Consider the following 21,112-nt stretch of genomic DNA (forward strand, 5'->3'; position numbering starts at 1 on the left):
CCAACAGCAGATCGAGCAAGCGCAGATGGTTGCCGACGTCAATATTGATGGCGCAGGATGGGTTGGCCTGTTGATAGCGGGCGGTGACAGGTTGCAATACCGGCTGCCACCACGCATGTCAGGTGCCCACGCTTAGCGGCCTAGCGGTGCGTTCGTGCAGGGTAGCAAGCTGCCTGAGGGTATCATCGTAGATCCGCTGCATCATGCGAGCCTGCTCCAGCAGCAGCTCTCCGGCTGCGGTAAGTGACACTCCGCTGGCATGTCTGACCAGCAAGGTCGTTCCCAGACTCTTCTCAAGATTTTTCATGTTGTGGGTCAGCGTCGGCTGACTGAGCCCCATCTCTCTGGCGGCCAGACTGACATTTTTGTGGGTGGCCACTTCAATAAACTGTCTTAGATGTTTGTCCACGAATATGGTATCCGGTCATAAGCGGGTGGTGCGCCAAGCTAGTGTAATCACCCTGGACTGTCAATTATCCCCCTTCACTGACTGGCTATTTTTATGTGGCTCCCTTCACGTTGTATTCAATTTTTTTGACCGCCTGATAGCCGGTTTGGTGCGGGGGATCACGTAATTTCATCTGGTTATAGATGTTATCTATGCCGATGGTGATGTGGTCTATTTTTCTGGTGAATGCCGACCACGTAGACTGGCAAAAACGGTTTTACTCAATGCTGTTTCAATAACAAAACAAAAAAGTAACGAAGGGAAAATATGAAAATTCGTCCATTGGCTTTATCCGTAGCGTTATGCTGCGGCGGGGTTCTTTTGTCCGGTTGTAACGACAGCTCATCCAGCGGTAGCGATAACGGGGTCAAACCGCAGGTGAAGGCGCCCTGGGATTTTGATCTCTATATGGTTGGCGAATTTAGCGGCTGGGGCCGTGAGGAGAAGTTCAAACTGACCTTCAAGGATGGGGTCTATCGTCTGGACAACCTGAAGATGAACTCGGGTATGTCCCCGTTCAAAGTGGCTGGCCCCGAGTGGACCAAATATCCCGATTTCTCTGCGGATTCCCGCAAGGAGACCAGCATCTTCCCCGGTCAGGTCTATCCCATGTACTACCAGAACAACGGGCAGAACAACCGTCTGGTGGTGACTGAAAAGGGGTTGCTCGACATTCAGGTCAAGGTGACTAATGCCGATCTGGCTGCACCGGCAATCGAGTTTTCCATGGTGCGTGATGACCCCAATTACAGCGAGAGTCTCTATCTGAAAGGGATTGATGGCAATCTGGAGCCTGTCCTGCAGATGGTCTATCAGGGGGACAAGCAGTATGTGATGGTGGCCAAGCTGACGGCGGGTGAGCACAAGATAAAGATCGCCTCCGCGCAGGAGGGGATCGGCTTTGGGCTCAATGGCATCATTGCATTGAACAACCCGGTCAAGATGCAGCGCTGCGATGCTCAGTGCCAGCTGGCAACAGTGCGGGTGGATCAGGAGGGGTATTACAAGTTCCTGCTGGATGCCAGCCAGGATGAGAATGCCCCCCTGTTGCAGGTCAGCGTTGCAGGAGAGGGAGACCTTGGCATGATCAATCCCCATGAAGGACACGAGCTGATCGAGAAGCGCGAGTATGAGACCTATAAACCCGGGGTGACGGAAACGGCCACCTTCTCGGTCAAGCAGGCCAGTGACGAGTATCGTAGCTATGCGCAGTCGACCACTCAGGAGTTACGTGATCCGGGCGAGAACTTTACCACCTATCAGGAGCAAGCAGGTCTGCCCCGCCTGCGCTCCGGCAACATGGTGTTTGATGCCCTGTTTGCACTGGCCGCTCACGAGATGCGCCAGAACAGCGTGGCTCAGGTCAAGGATGGCAGTTACAACGGGGGGCAGGCGATCCCCTGTGACTGCTTTGAAACCGGCGCCAAGTGGCATTACGTCTGGACGCGGGATCTCTCCTACGCCACCGATCTGGGGCTGGGGGCACTTGATCCACAGCGTGCGCGCAACTCCCTGCAATTCAAACTCTCTGATTTCAGAGCCGAGCTGACAAGCGATCTGGACAGTTTGATCCCGCAAGGACGCCAGATCATTCAGGATACCGGTACCGGTGGTAGTTGGCCCATCAGTACCGATCGCATGAGCTGGGCCCTGGGCGCCGAGCGGGTGCTGGCCGCACTGCCGGATGTTGAGCGCAGCGCGTTCTTGCCCGAGGTGTTTGAAGGGCTGAGCAACACCATAGAGAGTGATCGTCTGGCCGCCTTTGATAGCGCAGATGGTCTCTATGTCGGCGAGCAATCCTTCCTCGATTGGCGCGACCAGACCTATGCCAAGTGGATCACCGCCGATATCGCTCACATCGGCATGAGCAAATCCCTCTCCACCAACGTGACCCACTATCAGGGGTTGCTGCTGGCTGCGCGGGTGGCGGGTGAACTGGGGCGCGATGAGCTGGCAAGCCGCTACAGCCAGTGGGCGGGTGAGCTGAAACTGGCGATCAATCGCGCTTTCTGGCTGGCGGACGAGAAGATGTATGCCAGCCTGATTAACACCAGTACCGATCAGAGCCCAGCCTACAAGTTCGATCTATTGGGGGAATCCCTCGCTATTCTGGCCGGTGTTGCCGATGAGGCGCAGGCCAAAGAGATTATCAGCCGCTATCCCATGGGTCCTTATGGCGCGCCGGTCTACTTCCCGCAGCAACCCGATATGCCGGTTTACCATAACCGCGCCATCTGGCCCTTCGTCTCCGCCTACGGGCTGAAGGCGGCGGCCATGGTGCAGAACGTTGCCGTGGTCGATCACCATATCGACTCCCTGATGCGCGGCGCCGCCCTGAACCTCTCCAACATGGAGAACCTCGAGTGGCTCTCCGGCCAGCCCTCTCTGATGGATCTGACCCATCCCGATTTGACCGGGCCGGTGATCAACTCCCAGCGTCAGCTCTGGTCTGTCGGGGGCTACCTTGGCATGGTGACCGACACTGCCTTCGGCTACAAAGTGGAAGAGGGGGGGATCCGGATCAAGCCGTTTGTCACCGCTCACCTGCACAAGCTGATGGGGGCCAAGCCCGAGGCCGCGCTCAAGGGGCTCAACTACCGTGGCAAGCAGATCGATATCGTGCTGCACCAGCCGGAGCTGGGCGGGGAGGGCAGTTACTATCCGGTGCGCGGGATTACCCTCAATGGTGCCCCGGTTGGGGAGCTGATCAGTGAAGGGATGCTGGCCGCCAGCAACCGGATCGAAGTGACGCTCGGTGCCGCCGTGGCGGACGATCAGGGGATCCGCCTGATCAGGGATGTGGCGCCGCTGGATGTCGAGAACCGGCAGGTGTTTGCACCGACCGAGCCGACCCTGCTCGGGGTTAGCGAGCAGAGTGGCAAGCTGGTCGTTGCCCTGCAGGACCATGTCAACAAGGGGGCGCTCAGCTACAACATCTATCGGGATGGCAAGCGGGTGGCTTCCGGGCTGGATCGTGCGACCAGCTGGGTCGACGACATGGTGTTACAGCCGGGCCAGGCCTATTGCTACAGTGCCGAGGCGGTCTATCCGGAGTCCGGCAACCGCTCCCATCATGCCAAGCCGGTTTGCTATCAGCCTGCGCTGCAACATATCGCCATCGATGCGGCCAACGTCTCCCATACCGGGAACGTGAACGCTGCCGACGGGGCCATTCCTGTCCCTTACCTCAAGGATTGGGGCCGCCCCGACGACAGCTTGCTGGTGCAGGGGGTCAAGCTCGATGGCAAGAACGCTATTCGCCTGCAATACAGCAATGCCCAGCATGCCATCAATCTGGGGGTGACCAACGGAGTGAAACGGATCTCGGTAGTGAGTGGTGGCCAGGTGGTCGCCAGCGGCGTGGTGCAGATGCCCCATGTGATGAAAGAGGGCGACCTCAAACCGCTGCGTGACTCGACGCCTTTCGTGGTGGATCTGCCCACTGGGGAGTATGAGATCCGGGTCAGCGATTTCTACAACATGAGTTATCTGAAGGTGAACGACACCTACAACGATGCAGGGGGTCAAAAGGGAGCGGTCAATCTGATCGATCTCGCCAGCATCACCATTTCGGCACGCTAAGCGGTCAAATAAAACGGCCAAGCAAAACCGCCCCGAAGATCCGGGGCGGTTTTTATTTATCGACAGAACGGTGTTTTGGCCAGCAAGGGCTCAGCGATAGCGGCCACGTACCGAGCTGCTGGCGCGGCCGGCCATCTTGATCAGGCTCTGGCGGGTGTGCAGGTGGCAGAGCGCGACGCCGAGGGCATCTGCCGCATCAGCCTGCGGGGTGGCGGAGAGTTTCAGCAGATGGGTCACCATATGCTGCACCTGCTCCTTGGCGGCGCCGCCGGTGCCGACCACCGCCTGCTTGATCTGGGTGGCGGAGTACTCGCTCACCGGCAGGTAGGCGTTGACTGCTGCGACGATGGCGCTGCCCCGGGCCTGCCCCAGTTTCAGAGCCGAGTCGGCGTTGCGGGCCATAAAGACCCGCTCGATGGCAAACTCGGTGGGTTTGAACTGGGTGATGATCTCGCATACCCCGTCATAGACCTGCTTGAGGCGCTCCGGCAGCTCGCCGCAATCGGTGCGGATGCAGCCAGAGCCCAAGTATTCGGCCTTGCCGCCCACGACCCGGATAACCCCGTATCCGGTGATCCGCGAACCCGGATCGATGCCCAAAATAATGCTCATGGGTGTTGATTGCTCTAAACGCGAGTGATGGCCGCAAGATAGCAAACCGTAGCCCGTTTAGCTGTACGCCTTGGGTCAAGTGGATAAATATTGGTCAGCTCGTGTCAACCTTGGCTGTTTTTTGAGCTGAGCTGTGGTGCCAAATCCACCACCCTGAGAGTTGTCGCCAAACAGCACTGTGAGCCGCACCTGGTTCATCTTAAGCGCCTTGCCGCTCTGGGCCACCCATAGCATCCTGTCTTGGCCGTCGCAAAGTTGCACCATTTACGGCATACCTTGCCACTCATCGCCGAAAATTCAGCTCCTTCGCTACTTTAAAGAAGTTTCTACTGGTCTTACCTGGGTAAATTCCTTTGCTTTTTGTTTAACAAGGTATTTACATCTAAGTGTCGCCAGCATCGGTGACGCCTACAACGGCAAGGAGCCAGTTATGACCCATGTCGACATCCCTTTCCTTCGTTACCTCGATGCGGAAGGGTGCCCGGTCGCCACCTTACCGACCTGGCTGGACAAGGCGATACTGCACACCTTCTACCGCAATATGGTGATGGTGCGCAGCTATGACAAAAAAGCGATTGCGCTGCAACGAACCGGCAAGCTCGGTACTTTTCCCTCCCATCTCGGCGCAGAAGCAGTGGGGATTGGCATCGGTCTCGCCATGCAGTCGCAGGATGTCTACGTTCCCTACTATCGGGACATGCCCACCCTCTATGTGCGGGGCGTTCCGATGGAGAAAAACCTGCAATATTGGGGTGGGGACGAGCGGGGCAGTTTTTTTCTCAAACCCGATGGGAGTCCCTCTGAAGATCTCCCCATCTGCGTCCCCATCGCCACCCAGATCACCCATGCCTGCGGCATAGCCTCTGCCTTCAAACTGCGTAATCAACCACGCGTTGCCGTAGTCACTATCGGCGATGGCGGCACCTCCAAGGGGGATTTTCTGGAGGGGCTCAACTGCGCCGGGGTCTGGCACCTGCCGATGGTCATCATCGTCAACAACAACCAGTGGGCCATCTCGGTGCCACGCAAGTTGCAATCGAGCGCTTCTACGCTGGCCCAGAAGGGGATTGGCGCCGGGGTGCGCAGCCTGCAAGTGGATGGCAACGATGTGGTGGCGGTCTACGATGCCGCGCGCAGTGCCGTCGAGCGGGCACGCAGTGGCAAGGGGCCGACTTTGATCGAGGCGGTCAGTTATCGTCTCGGCGATCACACCACGGCCGATGATGCCACTCGCTATCGCGACGGGGCCGAGGTCGAGGCCGCTTGGGCGAAAGAGCCGGTCAAGCGGCTGCGCCAGTTTATGCACAGCCAGGGCTGGTGGGATGAAGAGCAGGAGCAGAGCCTGCTGGCGGAAGCCACCCGAGAGGTGGAGCAAGCGGTCGCCCGCTATGAGGCGATGGCGCCCCAGCCGCCGGAGGCGATGCTCGATTATCACTACGCCAGCCTGCCCGCCGAACTCTTGCCCCAGCGCGAGCGAGTGATTGCCAAGGGGATGAAGCAGGAGGTTGGCCATGAGTGAGATCAGTTTGCTGGAAGCGGTCAACATGGCCCTTCACTACGAGATGGAGCATGACCCGGATGTGGTGGTACTAGGCGAGGATGTGGGGGTCAACGGCGGGGTGTTTCGCGCTACCGTGGGGCTGCGCGAAAAGTTCGGTTTCAAGCGGGTGATCGACACGCCGCTGGCCGAAGGATTGATCGCCGGGGTGGCGGTCGGCATGGCGACCCAAGGGCTCAAGCCGGTGGCTGAGTTCCAGTTTCAGGGCTTCATCTTCCCCGGGATGGAGCAGATCATCTGTCAGGCGGCGCGGATGCGAAACCGCACCCGTGGCCGTCTCTCCTGTCCCCTTGTCTATCGCTCCCCGTATGGTGCTGGCATTCACTCGCCGGAACACCATAGCGAGAGTGTCGAGGCGCTGTTTGCCCATATTCCTGGGCTACGGGTAGTGATCCCCTCCAGCCCGAGGCGTGCCTATGGCCTGCTGCTGTCGGCCATCCGCGATCCGGATCCCGTGATGTTTTTCGAACCGGATCGCATCTACCGCTCGATGAAATCCGAGGTGGTGGATGACGGTGTCGGCCTGCCGCTGGATGTCTGTTTCACCCTGCGCCCGGGCCGCGATATTACGGTAGTGGCTTGGGGGGCCTGCGTTCAGGAGGTGATGCGGGCGGCGAACCTGCTGGCCGAGCAGGATATCCAGTGCGAGGTGCTGGATCTGGCCACCATCAAGCCGCTGGATATGGAGACCATCCTCACCTCGGTGCGCAAGACCGGCCGCTTGCTGGTGGTGCACGAGGCGTGTGGTAGCTTCGGGGTCGGGGCCGAAATCGTGGCGCGGGTGACCGAGCAGGCACTTCCTAGCCTCAAGGCGCCGCCCAAGCGGCTGACCGGCGTGGATGCCGCCGTCCCCTACTATCGCAACGAAGCGTATTACCTCATCACCGAGCAGGATATCGCTGATGCCGCTCACCAGCTGATGGAGAACCAGTGGCTATGAAATTTTTCAAATTACCGGATCTGGGTGAAGGGTTGGCAGAAGCCGAGATCGTCGAATGGAAGGTGAGTGCCGGTGATACCGTTGCGGTCGATCAGGTGCTGTTGTCGGTGGAAACGGCCAAGGCGCTGGTGGATGTACCCTCTCCGGTAGCTGGGGTGATTGCCCGTCTCTGCGGCGCCGAGGGGGATATCCTCCATATCGGTGCGCCGCTGGTGGAGTTTGAGGGGGGGGAGGATGATGGCACAGTGGTGGGCAAGGTGAGCGCCCATCAGCAACATATCGAGGATCACTTCGTGGTGGGGGCCATTGCCCCGGGTGGCGCGCTGGTGCAAGCCATGCCTGCGGTGCGACTGCTGGCACAAAAACTGGGTCTGGATATCGACCGGATCAAGGGAAGTGGCAGCGGCGGCATGGTGACCGAGCTGGATGTACAGCAGGCATTCGAGTCACAGCAGATCAGTGGCAACGAGTTCCTCAAAGGGTCACGGCGGGCCATGGCCAAGGCGATGGAGCTCTCTCATCAGACAGTGGTGCCGGTCAGCATCACCGATGAGGTGGATTTGCGTCATTGGCGCCCTGATGAGGATGTAACGGTGCGCCTGATCAAGGCCATTGGCGTTGCATGCTGCGCCGAGCCCGCGATGAACGCCTGGTTTGATGGTGAAACCCTGTCAAGAAGGTTGTTCAAAGAGGTCAATGTAGCCATCGCGGTGGATTCAAAGCATGGCCTTTATGTGCCGGTGATGGAGAACGTGGCCGAGCGGGAGGGGGCGGATATCCGGCAGGGGCTGGATCGGATGATCGCCGATGTGAAGGCGCGCGCCGTGCCGCGCGAGATGTTGCAGGGGGCGACCATCACACTCACCAACTTCGGCGCCATCGCGGGCCGCTATGCCAGCCCTATCGTCACGCCGCCGCAGGTGGCCATCATTGGGGCTGGCAAATTGTTTGAAAAAGTGGTGTTCATCCATGGGGAGGCACGTCCCGTTAGGGCATTGCCGCTGTCGATGACATTTGACCACCGAGCCTGCACTGGCGGGGAAGCGGCCCGTTTTCTCAGATCATTGGTGGAAGCGTTGGAAGCAGCCACCTTATAACGGCTTGTGCCCTGTCATTGGCAGGGCACAAATTTGTTTGCGTAATCTACAAAGCCACGTATAATCACAGACAGCTTGAAAGGGCGATAGTTATGTCAATGAATTTGATGTTTTACATCTTGTCCTGTTGTTCATAAGTTAATCCCGTTTTTTGAGCTTTACCCGCTGAAAAGCATAAGTAATTATTTTGAATACAGGTTTAAAAGATATGTCTAACATGATCACCGGTACCGTTAAGTTTTTCAACGAAACCAAAGGTTTTGGCTTCATCCAGCAAGAAAACGGCCCGGACGTTTTCGTTCACTTCAGCGCCATTCAAGGTAACGGTTTCCGTACCCTGGCTGAAGGTCAGCGCGTACAGTTCTCTGTGACCCAAGGTCAGAAAGGCCCGCAGGCTGAGAACGTAACCGCTCTGTAATTTTTACAGAATTTAAGAAAGCCGTGGTACCTCTGGTGCCACGGCTTTTTGTTTATCTGGCTTCTGCTACTGACTCCCATGTGCTGAATCATGCTGCTATCGCTCCTGCTTGCTGCCACCTTGACTCCGACGTCTGATGTGTCGGTACCGGTTCAATCCGCCATGGAAGCGCAGGTGATCTGCCAGCAATTTGTCCAGGTCCGGATGGGCACTGAACAGCAACCCGATGAGGTGAATGCGCGACTGGTGCCTGAAAGGGAGGGGGAGTGGCTGGTGGATGGCAAAGTAAAAGGACCCGAAGGTCCTTTGCTGTTTGCCTGTCATCTTCATCAAGGGGAGCGCTGGGAGCTACTCAACTTTTCACTCTGGGCACCACAGCCGGTCAAAGCGGTTTGAGTGCGACCAGCAGATGTTGCAGGTGTTCAACCATGGTCATGCCAAACGGGGTGAGATAGCCGCCATCTTCTGCGCTGATGAGCCCCTGTTGATGCAGACGGGCTGCCGCCTGGCACAACTCTTCAGACATATCGCTGCGTAATTTAATCCCCAGGCTCATGTTGGCCGGATCAAAGCATGCCAGTATTTTCAAATCGTTTACAAATTCGTTAGAAACCTGGTCGATCCCAATCATGGATTTACTCCTTACGCTAAAGATGTATGCAAACTAGCATCCCCGGATCCACTTTAGTGGGCGCTGGCTCAAATTATTGATCTTTGGCTGGAGGCTGCGTTTCAAATGCTGTTTTTTTCGGCGTAATCAGATGGTTGGCTGACAGCTTCGCCAAGGGCCGAGCCGGATCAAACGTGGTAGGATAGGGTACTTCTTTATATCGGACGGTCTATTGGTGGCTGTTCGACTTGTTCAAGGTATCGCTCATGGTCAAGATCACTCTGGTATCCCTGCTGCATTCACTTTGTGCCCGGTTTCCCGTCTACCCCGCTGCTTCGTTGACGTCCCTGCTGGATGCCCATCAGGGCGAGGTGTGGTTGCCTGCACGCAAGGGGGCCGACATTGCGCTGTTACGCAAGCATGCCAAGGGGGTTCATGAGTTGGCGCCACTCGATGCTGGCTGGTGTGATTTTACCGCCAGCGACAGCGGTAATACGCCCGAGCTGGATGCGCTGGCCAACTACGACAGCGAGATGATAGATAACCTGCTGATGTACTGGCACAGTGCTGCCAAGATCAACAGCCCGATCACCGATAACCTGTTCGAGCTGCGTCGCGAAGTGGTGGATGAAGCCCACGGTGCCAAACTCGCTGCCGCCTGGGAGCTGCAACAACAGCTGCGTTTTGAGCAGCTGATGGCGATGGCGGCCAATGGCCGGGATCTGCTCTGCTTTGTCGAGGTGGAGTCCGCCTACTGGCTGCGGCAAAAGCTGAGCGAGCTGCCTGATGTGGAGCTGATCACCCCTGCGCTGTAAAGGGGGCAATATGATGGCTGGCGGTCTCGCTATCGAGGAGGCTGCTCTATCCTTATTTGTGTCATTGCCCTCCCAATCCGGTGCCAAAGGGTTACAAGCTGGACAAGCTGACGACAAGATGTGAACATGGCGCCCTTTATCGAGAGAGAGACTTGGCCAATGAGCTATGAACTGAGCGACACCGAGCGCAATGCCGCGCTGCAACTGAACGCTGATTACCGTTACGATCACTTCATCAGCAAGCTGGTCGAGCATGAAGAGCTGTTTATCCTGACCGACGAGCACGGCGTCATGATGCTGACGACCGACGATGAAGATTGCATCCCGGTATGGCCGCACCCGGAATACGCCAAGGCGTGGGCCGAAGGGGAGTGGGCCGAGTGCAAGCCGCAATCCATCACCCTGAAGGTATGGCTGGAGCGCTGGATTGATGGTATGGAGCAGGATGAAGTGTGTGTTGCCGTGTTTCCGACCCCGGATCAGGAAGGTATCGTGCTGGAGCCGGCCGACGTGGCTGATGCCATTGCCGAGAAGCAGGCCAAGCGCGGCTGATCACCGAGCTATTTGCAACACCGGTTGCCAACAAAGACCCCGCTATCTGGCGGGGTCTTTGTTTTAGGTCTGTTTGCCAAATGAGTTGTCGCTATCAGGGCTGGCGATAGGTGGTGTCGATGATGGGCTCGGCCGGGAAGGTCTTACCGCTCTTGATTGCTTCTCTGGTCTCGGATTTTAGCTCTTCATCAATCCACAGCAGACCGCCATAGCTGTAACCGCTGTTGTCGCCACCGAGGGGCCAGTAGAGCTGTTCGCTCTTGGGCGTTGCCGGTACTTTTGGCAGTTTGAGCCAGCGCCATGCCCCTTCCCGGGTATAGGGCACCTGATAGGCAGGGACGAAGCTCGCCAGCTCATAGAGCCGCTGCTGGATCTGCCGTGACAGGGCCGCCTTTTTGGCAAAGTCGAACTCCTTGTCATACTGCTCCACCAAGGCTGTGATGGCGTCATCATCGATGTTCATGATGTTGTTGGTCTGGGGTTTGTTGGCGTTGACCTTGTGGAAGAACTCCCAATAGGTGGGATAGCGGCTGCCCGCCCAGGCCATCCAGGCGCTCTGGTGCTTTTTCTCCAGCATCGATTTGAAACCGGCCGAGGCATCCATCAGGTTGAGCTCCAGATTAAGCCCCGCCTTCTTGGCCTCTTCCCGCAACAGCGTGAGCCGCTGGGCGTGCTCTGCGGTGGTGTAGGTGATGGCGAGGGTCAGTGACTGCCCCTTGTCGTTTTGCAAAATCCCCTGTGGTCCCACTTTGTTAAAGCCTGCTTTGGCAAAGTATTCCCGTGCCAGTTTGGGATCGAACGGACGGGCCTTGATCTCGCTGTTGGTAAACTCACCCTGACCTGAGCCATAACTGTTGAGTCGTTGGTAATCCCCCCGCAGCAGGGTGGTGAGCATCTTGTCGAGGTTGAGGGCATGCTGGATCCCGAGCCGCACATCGAGATTATTCAGCAGCGGATCGGCGGTGTTGAGATAGAGCCCCATCGGCGATTGCGGAGTCTGGTTGAAGAACCAGGTGCGCGCGATATACCCCTTCTCGAACTCGGCGGTTTTGGTCTTGTCGTGCCACCAGTTGGGCATCACCAGCGGGAAGGTGTCGAGATCGCCGCGCAGGAAGTGCTGCCAGGCGATGTTCAGATCCCTGAGCACCTTGATCTCGATCCGCGCGGGATTGAAGCGATGCTGGAAGTAGCGCTCGTCATCCCCCCACCAGTTTTCAACCCGTTTGAAGGTAACCGATTTACCCTTTTTCACCTGATCGATCTGATAGGGGCCGGTGACCGGCAACACTTTCCAGTTGTACTCCTTGACCCAGTTGGCGGTGAGCTTGATAGCGTGGCTCGGCTCCGGGCTGATGGAAAGTGATTCGAGCAGATCCTGGCGGCTCTTTTCGGTGCCGCTGGTGATGGCCAGGGTGTGATCATCAAACTTGGTGATATCGGTTATCTGGGTGCTGTAGTAGTTGTTGTACCAGGGGTCGTTTATCTCTTTGCTGCGCATCATCTTGAGGGTAAAAAGCCAGTCATCGGCCGTGACCGGCTGGCCGTCTGACCAGTGTGCCTTGGGGTTTATGCGAAAATAGAGGGTCTTGTGGTCGGCGCCGAAGGCCCACTCGTTTGCCAGCATCGGCATGGGATTGCCGGTGATGGGGTGGGTGCTCAGCAGTGGCAGGTTGGTCTCTCTGACATAGCTGGCAAACCCGCCGTTGGAGTCGGGCCCATATTTGCGCAGGGTCAGGGGAAAGCTGGTCATAAAGGTGCGAAAGGTGCCGCCGCGCTTGGCGGCCGGGTCGGCATAGAGAGGATCCTGGTTGTTGCTCTCCCACTTCAAGTCAGCGGGCAGGGTGGCGCTCCAGCCAAACGGGCTCCAGCACAGGGCCAGGGTGATGGCGGTGGCGCGAATGATGGGGGGAAGGCGGCGCTCCCCGGCGGTGATGGTCGATGGCATGTCCTTGTTCTCCTGAAAGTCTGCTTCCTGCAGATCACGCACTGGTGATGTCAGTCCCGATGGGGACTGGCTCATCATGAAAATTTTATCCTGTCAGGTCAATGAAATAGCCTGAATTGGCGGGTGGACTAGGCCGCAACGCAGTGCAGGGTGATCCCCTTGGCCGCGATGGCTGCCCGCATGGGGGCGGGAAGGGCATCGTCGGTAACCAGCACGTTGATCTGGCCCGGCGCGCCAAGCTGGCTCGGGTGGATGGCGCCAAATTTGCTGCTGTCGGTGATCACCACATTGGTCATCCCCTTGGCCAGCACGCTGTTGACCACGTCGGCCCGCATCATGTCGCGGCCGGTGAAGCCCATCTCGGGATGAAAGCCGTCCACCCCGATGAAGGCCTTGGAGAAGTGCACCTGCTCGATGCAGAGGCGCGTGAGCGGCCCCACCACGCTCTCGCTCTGATGCTGGAACAGCCCGCCGAGCAGCACCACCTGAGCCGGGGTGTCTTTGAGCAGATGGGCGATATAGCTGCTGATGGTGATGATGGTGACCCGTTTGTGCAGGGCCAGATGGCGCGCCAGCATGGCGTTGGCGCTGCCCCCTTCGATAAAGACCGTCTCGCCATCTTCCACCAGCTGGGCGGCCCGCTCGGCGAGGCGCTCCTTGAGCAGGTAATTGATGTTCATCCGGGCATCCGGGTCATCGGTCTCCAGCGCCATGGCCGAGCCGTGTACCCGTCTGAGCAGTCCCTGTTTCTCCAGCGCGGTGAGGTCGTTGCGCACCGTCACCTCAGATACGCCAGTGTGTCGGGATAGTTCACTCACGCTCATTTTGCGAGCCTGATGGACCAGAGTGAGGATCAGTTGGTGGCGTGGATTCATAGTTCGCTCACATGCAAGGTGGTGGATAGCGGCAAGCCACCCGTGGGGGTGGCTTGCCAATCATATGACGTCAAAGGCGCCATGGGGAGTACCCCGTCAGAGACTGTGCTCGGTGCGGGCGATGATATCATCTTGCGCATCCGGGGATAAGGCGGTGAAGAAGGCCGAATAGCCCGCCACCCGTACCACCAGATCCCGGTATTGATCCGGATTGGCTTTGGCCGCCAGCAGGGTTTCCCGCGAGACGATGTTGTACTGCACGTGCCACCCCTTGTGCACCTCGAAGAAGGTGCGCAGCAGGCTCATCAGCTTGGCCTTGTCCCGCTCGTTCTCAAGGCTCGCCGGACTCAGCTTCTGGTTGAGCAGCACCCCGCCGAGAATGGCCGCCGTGGGCAGCTTGCCGATGGAGTTGAATACCGCCGTCGGGCCGAGACGATCCGAACCTGAAGAGGGGCTGGCCCCTTCCGCCAGCGGCGTGCGGGCGTGGCGGCCATCCGGGGTAGCCATGGTGGCGGCACCGAAGGGCACGTTGGCAGAGATGGAGGAGGTGCCGGCATAGTAGGTGCCGCCGATGGGGCCACGGCCGAAGCGGGTGTTGTGCAACCCCTTGAGCTCGTCGATGTAGCTCTGGTAAGCCTGCACCAGCAGCAGGTCTACCTCGTCCAGATCGTTGCCATATTTGGGGGCGGCATTGGTGAGGCGCTGGCGCAGCTGCTCGCCCGCCAGCCCGGCAAAGTCTTGCTCCAGCGCGGCAGCCAGCTCGTGCTGATCCACCACACCCTGCTCGAACACCAGTTTCTTCAGGGCCGCCAGACTGTTGCCGAGGTTGGCGATCCCCACCTGCAGACCTGAGACCCAGTCATAGACGGCGCCCCCTTCTTTGATGGTCTTGCCGCGCTCTATACAGTCATCCACCAGGGTGCTGCAGAGGATATCGTGGGCCTGCGCTTCCAGCACGCTGTCGACCACGCAGTCGATCTCGATGGATTTGCGGGTAAAGTAGCGCACTTGCTCATTCCAGCGAGCCATCACTTCGTCAAAGTTGCCAAAGCTCCCGTCTCGCAGCGACTGGGGCTGGGGCAGGAAGACTTTGCCGGTGGTGGCATCGCAGCCGCCATCCAGCGCCGCCAGCAGGATGCGGGCGAAGTTGATAAAGCTCATGCCAGTGCAGCGGTAGCCCCATTTGCCGGGCACGGCGGTCTCGATGCAGCCGATGGCGGCGTAGTGGTGGGCATCCTCCACGCTTACCCCGAGCTTGATGAACTCGGGGATCACCACCTCGTCGTTGTTGAAGGCGGGCATGCCAAAGCCGCATCGGATCACCTGAATGCAGGCGTCGAGGAAATCCTCGCTCATGCCGGCGTGGTAGCGCACCGAGAGGTTGGGCTGAGTGGAACGCAACTGGCCGCAGGACTCCAGAATCGCGTAGGAGAGGTTGTTGACCGCGTCATGGGTCGCACCATCTCGCCAGTTTTGGCCGCCGATGGTGACGTTCTGATAGAGCGGGCTGCCGGCGGATGCCTTGGAGTGGGTACCGGAGCGGATTTTGTTCACCTCCAGCAATTTCAGCCAACATCCTTGCAGCAGTTCGATGGCGCGTGTCCGTGGCAGGGATTCTGACAGCTCCACTTCGCGGCGATACCAAGGGTAGAGGTATTGATCCATCCGGCCAAACGATACTGAGTGGCCGTTGGATTCGATCTGCAGAATGAGCTGGATAAAGTAGCAGAGTTGCAGCGCCTGCCAGAAGGTCTCGGGGGGCTGGTGGGCGATGTGGGCACAGTTGAGCTCGATGGTCTGCAGCTCGGCTTGACGATCTTGTCGTGATTCCAGCTGGGCCATCTCGCCAGCCAAGATAGCGTAGCGCCCGATATGATCGCTGACCGCCTCCAGGGTGATGGCGACAGCATGGAGGAACTGCTCGCGCTGCAGGTCTGCCCAATCCGCCAGATCCAGCCGACTGCGCCGCTCGGCCACCTTGGCCTTGAAGCCATCTAGCCCCAGGGTGAGCAGCTCCTCATAGTTGACCGCGAGGTGAGCATCCCCCGAGGTCATGTTGCCTTCAGCCTTGATGATGCCGCTCTCCAGCAGTGCTTTCTGCTCATCGGTAAAGAGGCCGAAGCAGCGATCCTGCACCGTCTGGCCGCGCCAGAAGGGGGTGAGGGCGTGGATGATCTCCTTGTCGGTTGCGCTGACTGCAAAACCGGCGCCGGGACGGTCTGCCAGCTCGTCGATCTCCTTCTCAATCCAGCTTACCGTGTATTCGGGAAAGAGCGGCGCCGCCCGCACCTGACTGGCCTGATTGCCGACGATAAGCTCATCGTGCTTGATCCAGATGGTGCGTTCCTTGAGGTGATGGGCTAGCGCAAGAGCGCGGCGCACCGGCAGCGGCCGGGCGAGATGAGCCTGATAGGCTTGCGTGTAGTGGCGGGCACGCTCGGTGCAGACCGGCGGCTGAACGATATGGATCAGGCTCTCTTTGTGGGCGCGGATCCGCGGGCTGAGGGTATTGAGGTCGAGCTGGGTCATGATCTTATCCTCTGGTCACAGGGGTCAGCCCCTGACGTTGGGCGTATGCGTGGGCAAAGTTGAGTAAATCGGGGTCGTTGAGTGGTGTGGCCGGTGCCTGATAGGGCAGATCCAGCAGGGCATATTTACCCATCCCCAGCGTGTGGTAGGGGAGGAAGTGGATCTCCTGCACCGTGCCGAGGCTGGCGGCGGTGTCGGTGATGGCTTCGATCGATGCGCGGTCGGCATTGAAGCCGGGAATGAGCGGCACCCGGATCTGCATCGGAACACCGTGCTCGGCGAGGCGCTTGAGGTTCGCGATGGGCAACTCCACCTTGCCGCGGGTCCAGTGGAAGAAACGTTCTTTATCCACGTGTTTGAGATCCGCCAGCACCAGATCCAGTGATGAGAGGCTTGGCTCAATCTGGTGCCAGGGCACATGGAGGCAGCTCTCGACCGCGGTATGCAGCCCCTCGGCCTTGCAGCGGGCCAGCAGGGACGCGGCAAAGTCGGGCTGCATAAACGGCTCGCCACCGGAGAGGGTGACGCCACCGCCGCTGCGCTCGAAGAAGGGGCGATCCCGCAGGATAGCGTCCATTAGACTGTCCAGGGTTTCATCCCTGCCACACACCTGCAGCGCTTCGCTCGGACAGAGGCCGCGCAGCCGTTCCATATCGTCGGCCTTGAGGGCCGAACGGGTGAGCTGGATCCCCTCGCTGTCACGCAAGATTGCCGGACAAGCCTGGCTGCAGATCTGGCATCCCTCGAGGCATTGGCGCCTGTCGAGTAGTAGGTCCGGCTTGGGAGAGCGGCTTTCCGGGTTTTGACACCATAGACAGGCCAGCGAACACCCCTTGAGAAACACCAGGGTGCGAATGCCGGGGCCATCGTGAGTTGAATATCGTTGCAGGTCGAAAATCATACCGCCTCCTTTTGTATTTGTATTCTATTTTCTTTCACTCGAAGGCTATGTTGATTTCGATCAAGCTATTTGCAGATGTTTTATCGCTAGAATGGCCACATATTGAACATCCCGTTAAGGAGTTAGAGATGGAGCTGTATCTCGATACCGCCGATGTGGCGGCAGTGCGTCGCTGGTCACGGATCCTGCCGTTGGCCGGTGTCACCACCAATCCTTCCATTACTGCCGCCGGGGGATTGCCGCTTCGCGAGCTGCTGCCCGCCCTGCGCGACGTACTGGGGCCCAAGGCTCGCCTGTTTGCCCAGGTGATGGCCAAAACCGAAACCGAGATGGTGCGCGAGGCGTTCGCCCTGCGTGAGCTGGACCCGGACCTGGTGATCAAGATCCCGGTGTGTGCGGAGGGGCTGGCAGCGATCAAGAGCCTGACCACCAACGGCGTGCCGACCCTGGGCACCGCTGTCTATACCCCGTTGCAAGGCTGGCTGGCGGCGATGGCGGGGGCGGAATATGTCGCACCTTATGTCAATCGACTGGATGCCCAGGGCGGCGATGGCATCGCCACCGTGCAGGAGCTGCAACGGCTGCTTGAGCTGCACGCTCCGAACAGCAAGGTGCTGGCGGCGTCATTCCGCACTCCCCGTCAGGCGCTTGACTGCCTGCTGGCCGGTTGCCAGTCCATCACCTTGCCGCTCGATGTGGCGGAGCAGCTGCTGAACGTGCCTGCGGTAGATGCGGCGCTGGTGAAGTTTGATCAGGATTGGCAGCGCGCCTTCGGTCGCTGATTGCAGTGACAAGCGGATTGCAGTGACAAGCGGATTGCTGTGATAAAGGGGGGAGGGTGAAGCGCAGGTTGTGGGGATTGACCGACTAGACTTGAAACAGGTGGCCACCTTCGCTGGCCGCCTTGCACTCTACCGGAGGTATCCCATGAGCGACCATCTGCTACTCCCCCATGGTGAAGATTTGCGTCGTGCGGTGCGTTGGCTCAGCGAGCATCACCAGCACGATCTCGCCGCCATTGAAGAGGCCAGTCTGCGTTTTGATCTCTCGCCGCTGGATGAGGAGTTTCTGATCCAGCACTGGCTCGACAGCCAGCGCCAATCATGAATATCTGAGGTAAGGAATTAGAAGAAGTTGGCGAGTTTGATACCAAACTCTTTGGGATCGACAGTATTCTCGATGCTCTCCTGCACCCCTGACTTGGCCAGATCCAGCCACTGCACCTCGAGGTAGTGCCGCTGGGTGGCGTGATAGATCACCTTGACCACCGGCTTGAGCGGCTGCTGCTCGTTGCGTTGCATCACGATAGCCAGGCGCTGGTTTGAGAGCTGTACCAGAGTGCCCACCGGATAGACCCCCATGCACTTGATGAATTTGGTGACCAGTTTGGCATCGAAGTGCTGATTGATCCCCTTGAGCAGAATGCGGAAGGCCTGGGTCGGTTGCATGCCCGCTTTGTAGACCCGATCCGCGGTGATGGCATCATAGACATCGACGATGCCGCTCATCCGGGTATAGAGAGAGAGCTGCTCCCCCTTGAGTCGCTGCGGGTAGCCGGTGCCATCGAGCCGCTCATGGTGGTTGGCGGCCACTTCAAGCATGGTTGGCGTGATACCCGGGGTATTCTTGAGAATATCGTTGCTATGCACCACATGCTGGCGCATGATGACAAACTCCTCGTCGGTCAGCTTGCCCGGTTTGTGGAGCACCTCGTCCGGGGTCATGATCTTGCCCACGTCGTGCAGCAGGCCACCCAGGGTCAGCTCCTTGAGCACGTTGCGCTCCAGTCCCAGATAGCGGCCGAAGTTGGCCAGCAGAATGGCCACGTTCATGGAGTGCTCCATCAGGTAGGCATCCTTGGCGCGAATGCGGGCCAGACAGAGCATGGCATCGCCGTGGGTGAACATGGTGTCCACCATCTCTTCGGCGACTTCGGCCAGCGGGGTGATGTCGATGGGTTCACCCGCTTTGAGGTGGCGAATGAACTTTCCTTGCAGCTCGCGCGCTTCCTGATAAAGGCGGCGGATCTTCAGCTCCCGCCCTTCGCCGTTGGCACTGGCTCCGCGCCCTACCTGGGCGCTGTTGGCATTGAGGCCGGGGGCGGTAACGGCATCACTCTCGGCACTGCCCAGCTTGCTGCGGGCCAGATCGATGCGTACCGTGAGCACCCCCTGACGCACCAGATTGGCAATTTGCGCCACGCTGGTCACCAAGCCCATCTGGGCGATCTCCATCCCACCTGTCTGGCTGGCGATAGCAATGACATACATGCCGGGTTTCAGCTGGTTGATGGGAATGACGGGATAGGATGCTTGAGACTTCATGAGGGCTTCCTGACTCTTATTATTATGAGTATCGTTCGGATGGGGCACACCGGAGAAGTGTAACATCGGATGACCAGTTCGTCATAATTGGCAACCCCTTAACAGTGGCGTTGTCGCCCCCGCCCGATATAATGACGCCCCTTTACTTGTTGGACTCCGAGGTTGTGAATGCGGCTTGATAAATTTCTGTGCGATTGTTCCGATTTGACCCGCTCGCTGGCAGGCAAACTGATCCGTCAGGGCGAGGTCATGGTGGATGGCATTGTGGTCAAGCAGCCCGCCTTTCATATCAATGAGCAGAGCCAGATCGAGTTTGACGGCGTGCTGCTGACGCTGGAGCAGCGCAACCGCTATTTCATGCTGCACAAGCCGGAAGGGTATGTCTGCTCGAACGAGGATCCCGATCACCCGACCGTCTTCTTCCTGATGGATGAACCGGCGATGGGCAAGCTGCATGTAGTGGGGCGCCTCGACCTCGATACCACGGGTCTGGTGCTGGTGACCGATGACGGTCAATGGTCCCACCGCATCACCTCGCCGCGCCACGAGTGTGCCAAGACCTATCACGTCTGGCTGGCCGATCCGGTAAGCCCTGATGCAATCGCGCTGTTCGCCGAAGGGGTCTACCTGCGTAACGAGACCGATAAAACTCGTCCTGCCCAGCTGGAAATTCTCGGTGAGTGCGAGGCCCGCCTGACCATCCACGAAGGCAAGTACCATCAGGTCAAGCGGATGTTTGCCTCCATCGGTAACAAGGTCGTTGGCTTGCATCGCGAGCGGGTGGGCGGTCTGACGCTGGATGAAGAGCTGGCCCCCGGCGAGTACCGTGAACTCACCGCAGACGAGATCGCTCTCTTCTAAATCCTCCCCGGTGTCAGTGGCCGCTGGCACCCAATACCAGCACTGTGCCCAGCGTGGCGAGCAGGGTTCCGCACCATGCCGCCGCCGAAGGCCGTTCCCCCGAGTGCCACCACAAGAGCGGCAGCAGGATCACCGGCGTGGTGGAGGAGAGTATCGCCACCATTCCCACGTCGCCGTGTCGCAATGCGAGCAGGATCAGCGTCATCCCGAGAGCCATGGCCAGAAAGCCGTTGATGGCGATCATGCCGAAGATTTGACGGTTGATGGGACGAAATGGCCGGGTCAGCGGCAATCCGGTCAGTCGCAATGCGCAGTGGGCCAGCAGGGCGCTGACCATCCTGACTCCCGATGCACTCGCCGCTTCGATGTTGCCGCTCATCATGACTGGCTTGGCAATGATGGCGCCCAGACTCTGACAGAGGGCCGCGGTGAGGCCCAGCGCTACGCCGATGGCTAGACTTCCCCGTATTCGCTCCCATTCGCTGCCACTGCTGCGCCGACCAAACAGGATGGCCAGCATAACGCCGGTAAAGACCAGCAGGGCACCAGTCAGACGCGAGCCGGTTAACTGCTCGTTGAAGATCCAGAGCCCGAGCAGGGCAGAGAAGAGGGCATGGCAGGAGAAGAGCAGACCGCTGCGCCGCGGACCGAGCCGGTTCATGCAGGCGTAGAGGGCGGTATCGCCGATAAAGATGCCGATCAGTCCGGACAGGGCGAGCAGGGGGAGGGCGCTGCCGGAGAGGGTTTGCCATCCGCCAGTCAGCAGACTGATGCTGCCAAGCATCAGGCTGACCAGAAACATCCGCCAGCGGCTGTAGGCAAACGGGCCCAGATGGCGGGCCGGTTTGACCGAAATTAGTGCAGCAATTGCCCATAAACTGGCCGACGCGAGGGCCAGCCACTCATAACCCATAAAAACTCCTGAAAAAATTAACCCGAAAGACTCCATCTCCCGGGCAAGCCCGATACAATACGGGGCGTTTTCGGGGATAACAAGAGCGGCATCAGGCATTCATCAGGCGCGCCGTCGGCCTTCCCCTCCTGC

Annotated in this window: 20 protein-coding genes; 11 read left to right on the plus strand and 9 right to left on the minus strand. The window is 59.0% G+C overall.

Features of this window, described 5'->3' with window-relative positions; translation table 11 throughout:
- Nucleotides 1-118: 118 nt before the first annotated feature.
- Nucleotides 119-409 (minus strand): LysR family transcriptional regulator, encoded by a 291-nt coding sequence (locus tag ACRAUW_RS09295; protein ID WP_431362056.1) that lies wholly within the window; start codon nucleotides 407-409, stop codon nucleotides 119-121.
- Nucleotides 410-928: 519 nt separating this feature from the next.
- Between ACRAUW_RS09295 and ACRAUW_RS09300 the strand changes: the two genes are divergently transcribed.
- Nucleotides 929-4,030, plus strand: coding sequence for a hypothetical protein (locus tag ACRAUW_RS09300; protein WP_431362069.1), 3,102 nt, complete (start codon nucleotides 929-931; stop codon nucleotides 4,028-4,030).
- A 90-nt stretch (nucleotides 4,031-4,120) separates the two neighbouring features.
- Here ACRAUW_RS09300 and ruvC read toward each other — a convergent pair whose 3' ends face one another.
- A complete protein-coding gene (gene ruvC / locus ACRAUW_RS09305; protein WP_005334512.1) occupies nucleotides 4,121-4,642 on the minus strand; it encodes a crossover junction endodeoxyribonuclease RuvC in 522 nt (173 codons plus the stop codon).
- 430 nt (nucleotides 4,643-5,072) lie between these two features.
- Between ruvC and pdhA the strand changes: the two genes are divergently transcribed.
- The 5 genes from pdhA (at nucleotide 5,073) to ACRAUW_RS09330 (ending at nucleotide 9,051) form a co-directional block, all read left to right on the plus strand.
- Entirely contained in the window at nucleotides 5,073-6,161 is a 1,089-nt protein-coding gene (gene pdhA / locus ACRAUW_RS09310) for a pyruvate dehydrogenase (acetyl-transferring) E1 component subunit alpha (RefSeq protein WP_431362057.1), read from the plus strand.
- Complete coding sequence (locus tag ACRAUW_RS09315; protein ID WP_431362058.1) at nucleotides 6,154-7,140, plus strand: alpha-ketoacid dehydrogenase subunit beta; 987 nt, start codon at nucleotides 6,154-6,156, stop codon at nucleotides 7,138-7,140. Before pdhA ends, ACRAUW_RS09315 begins: the two co-directional genes overlap by 8 nt.
- Nucleotides 7,137-8,237, plus strand: a complete 1,101-nt coding sequence (locus tag ACRAUW_RS09320; RefSeq protein ID WP_431362059.1) for a dihydrolipoamide acetyltransferase family protein — start codon at nucleotides 7,137-7,139, stop codon at nucleotides 8,235-8,237. Before ACRAUW_RS09315 ends, ACRAUW_RS09320 begins: the two co-directional genes overlap by 4 nt.
- Before the next feature lie 208 nt (nucleotides 8,238-8,445).
- On the plus strand, nucleotides 8,446-8,655 hold the full coding sequence (locus tag ACRAUW_RS09325; protein ID WP_005302803.1) for a cold-shock protein: 210 nt from the start codon (nucleotides 8,446-8,448) through the stop codon (nucleotides 8,653-8,655).
- A 90-nt stretch (nucleotides 8,656-8,745) separates the two neighbouring features.
- Complete coding sequence (locus ACRAUW_RS09330; protein WP_431362060.1) at nucleotides 8,746-9,051, plus strand: hypothetical protein; 306 nt, start codon at nucleotides 8,746-8,748, stop codon at nucleotides 9,049-9,051.
- On the opposite strand, the gene ACRAUW_RS09335 is transcribed toward ACRAUW_RS09330, so the two are convergent.
- The gene (locus tag ACRAUW_RS09335) at nucleotides 9,038-9,286 is read right to left on the minus strand and encodes a TIGR02647 family protein (protein ID WP_005334209.1); all 249 of its coding nucleotides are present in this window, start codon (nucleotides 9,284-9,286) and stop codon (nucleotides 9,038-9,040) included. The genes ACRAUW_RS09330 and ACRAUW_RS09335 overlap by 14 nt on opposite strands.
- A gap of 245 nt (nucleotides 9,287-9,531) precedes the next feature.
- Between ACRAUW_RS09335 and ACRAUW_RS09340 the strand changes: the two genes are divergently transcribed.
- Together ACRAUW_RS09340 and ACRAUW_RS09345 are read left to right on the plus strand one after the other, a co-directional pair.
- Nucleotides 9,532-10,080, plus strand: coding sequence for a hypothetical protein (locus tag ACRAUW_RS09340; protein WP_431362061.1), 549 nt, complete (start codon nucleotides 9,532-9,534; stop codon nucleotides 10,078-10,080).
- Between the two features lie 159 nt (nucleotides 10,081-10,239).
- Nucleotides 10,240-10,632, plus strand: a complete 393-nt coding sequence (locus ACRAUW_RS09345) for a DUF2750 domain-containing protein (protein WP_431362062.1) — start codon at nucleotides 10,240-10,242, stop codon at nucleotides 10,630-10,632.
- A 94-nt stretch (nucleotides 10,633-10,726) separates the two neighbouring features.
- On the opposite strand, the gene ACRAUW_RS09350 is transcribed toward ACRAUW_RS09345, so the two are convergent.
- The 4 genes from ACRAUW_RS09350 to ACRAUW_RS09365 form a co-directional block, all read right to left on the minus strand.
- Nucleotides 10,727-12,577 (minus strand): extracellular solute-binding protein, encoded by a 1,851-nt coding sequence (locus tag ACRAUW_RS09350; RefSeq protein ID WP_431362070.1) that lies wholly within the window; start codon nucleotides 12,575-12,577, stop codon nucleotides 10,727-10,729.
- A 128-nt stretch (nucleotides 12,578-12,705) separates the two neighbouring features.
- Complete coding sequence (locus ACRAUW_RS09355) at nucleotides 12,706-13,452, minus strand: DeoR/GlpR family DNA-binding transcription regulator (protein WP_005350628.1); 747 nt, start codon at nucleotides 13,450-13,452, stop codon at nucleotides 12,706-12,708.
- A gap of 96 nt (nucleotides 13,453-13,548) precedes the next feature.
- Nucleotides 13,549-15,981: a formate C-acetyltransferase/glycerol dehydratase family glycyl radical enzyme gene (locus tag ACRAUW_RS09360; RefSeq protein WP_431362063.1), complete on the minus strand. Its 2,433-nt coding sequence runs from the start codon at nucleotides 15,979-15,981 to the stop codon at nucleotides 13,549-13,551.
- Nucleotides 15,982-15,985: 4 nt separating this feature from the next.
- Complete coding sequence (locus tag ACRAUW_RS09365) at nucleotides 15,986-16,882, minus strand: glycyl-radical enzyme activating protein (protein ID WP_431362064.1); 897 nt, start codon at nucleotides 16,880-16,882, stop codon at nucleotides 15,986-15,988.
- 128 nt (nucleotides 16,883-17,010) lie between these two features.
- Here ACRAUW_RS09365 and fsa point away from each other — a divergent pair, with 128 nt between their 5' ends.
- Both fsa and ACRAUW_RS09375 read left to right on the plus strand, forming a co-directional pair.
- A complete protein-coding gene (gene fsa, locus ACRAUW_RS09370; protein WP_431362065.1) occupies nucleotides 17,011-17,664 on the plus strand; it encodes a fructose-6-phosphate aldolase in 654 nt (217 codons plus the stop codon).
- 145 nt (nucleotides 17,665-17,809) lie between these two features.
- On the plus strand, nucleotides 17,810-17,989 hold the full coding sequence (locus ACRAUW_RS09375) for a hypothetical protein (protein WP_236282298.1): 180 nt from the start codon (nucleotides 17,810-17,812) through the stop codon (nucleotides 17,987-17,989).
- A 17-nt stretch (nucleotides 17,990-18,006) separates the two neighbouring features.
- Here the strand turns inward: ACRAUW_RS09375 and ACRAUW_RS09380 are convergent, their stop codons facing one another.
- Nucleotides 18,007-19,206, minus strand: coding sequence for an HD-GYP domain-containing protein (locus tag ACRAUW_RS09380; RefSeq protein WP_431362066.1), 1,200 nt, complete (start codon nucleotides 19,204-19,206; stop codon nucleotides 18,007-18,009).
- Between the two features lie 168 nt (nucleotides 19,207-19,374).
- On the opposite strand from ACRAUW_RS09380, the gene rsuA reads away from it, so the two are divergent.
- Entirely contained in the window at nucleotides 19,375-20,067 is a 693-nt protein-coding gene (gene rsuA, locus ACRAUW_RS09385) for a 16S rRNA pseudouridine(516) synthase RsuA (protein WP_431362067.1), read from the plus strand.
- Nucleotides 20,068-20,080: 13 nt separating this feature from the next.
- Here rsuA and ACRAUW_RS09390 read toward each other — a convergent pair whose 3' ends face one another.
- Complete coding sequence (locus ACRAUW_RS09390; RefSeq protein WP_431362068.1) at nucleotides 20,081-20,980, minus strand: DMT family transporter; 900 nt, start codon at nucleotides 20,978-20,980, stop codon at nucleotides 20,081-20,083.
- Nucleotides 20,981-21,112 lie beyond the last annotated feature (132 nt).

This window comes from Aeromonas sp., assembly GCF_050633025.1.
Lineage (GTDB): Bacteria > Pseudomonadota > Gammaproteobacteria > Enterobacterales > Aeromonadaceae > Aeromonas.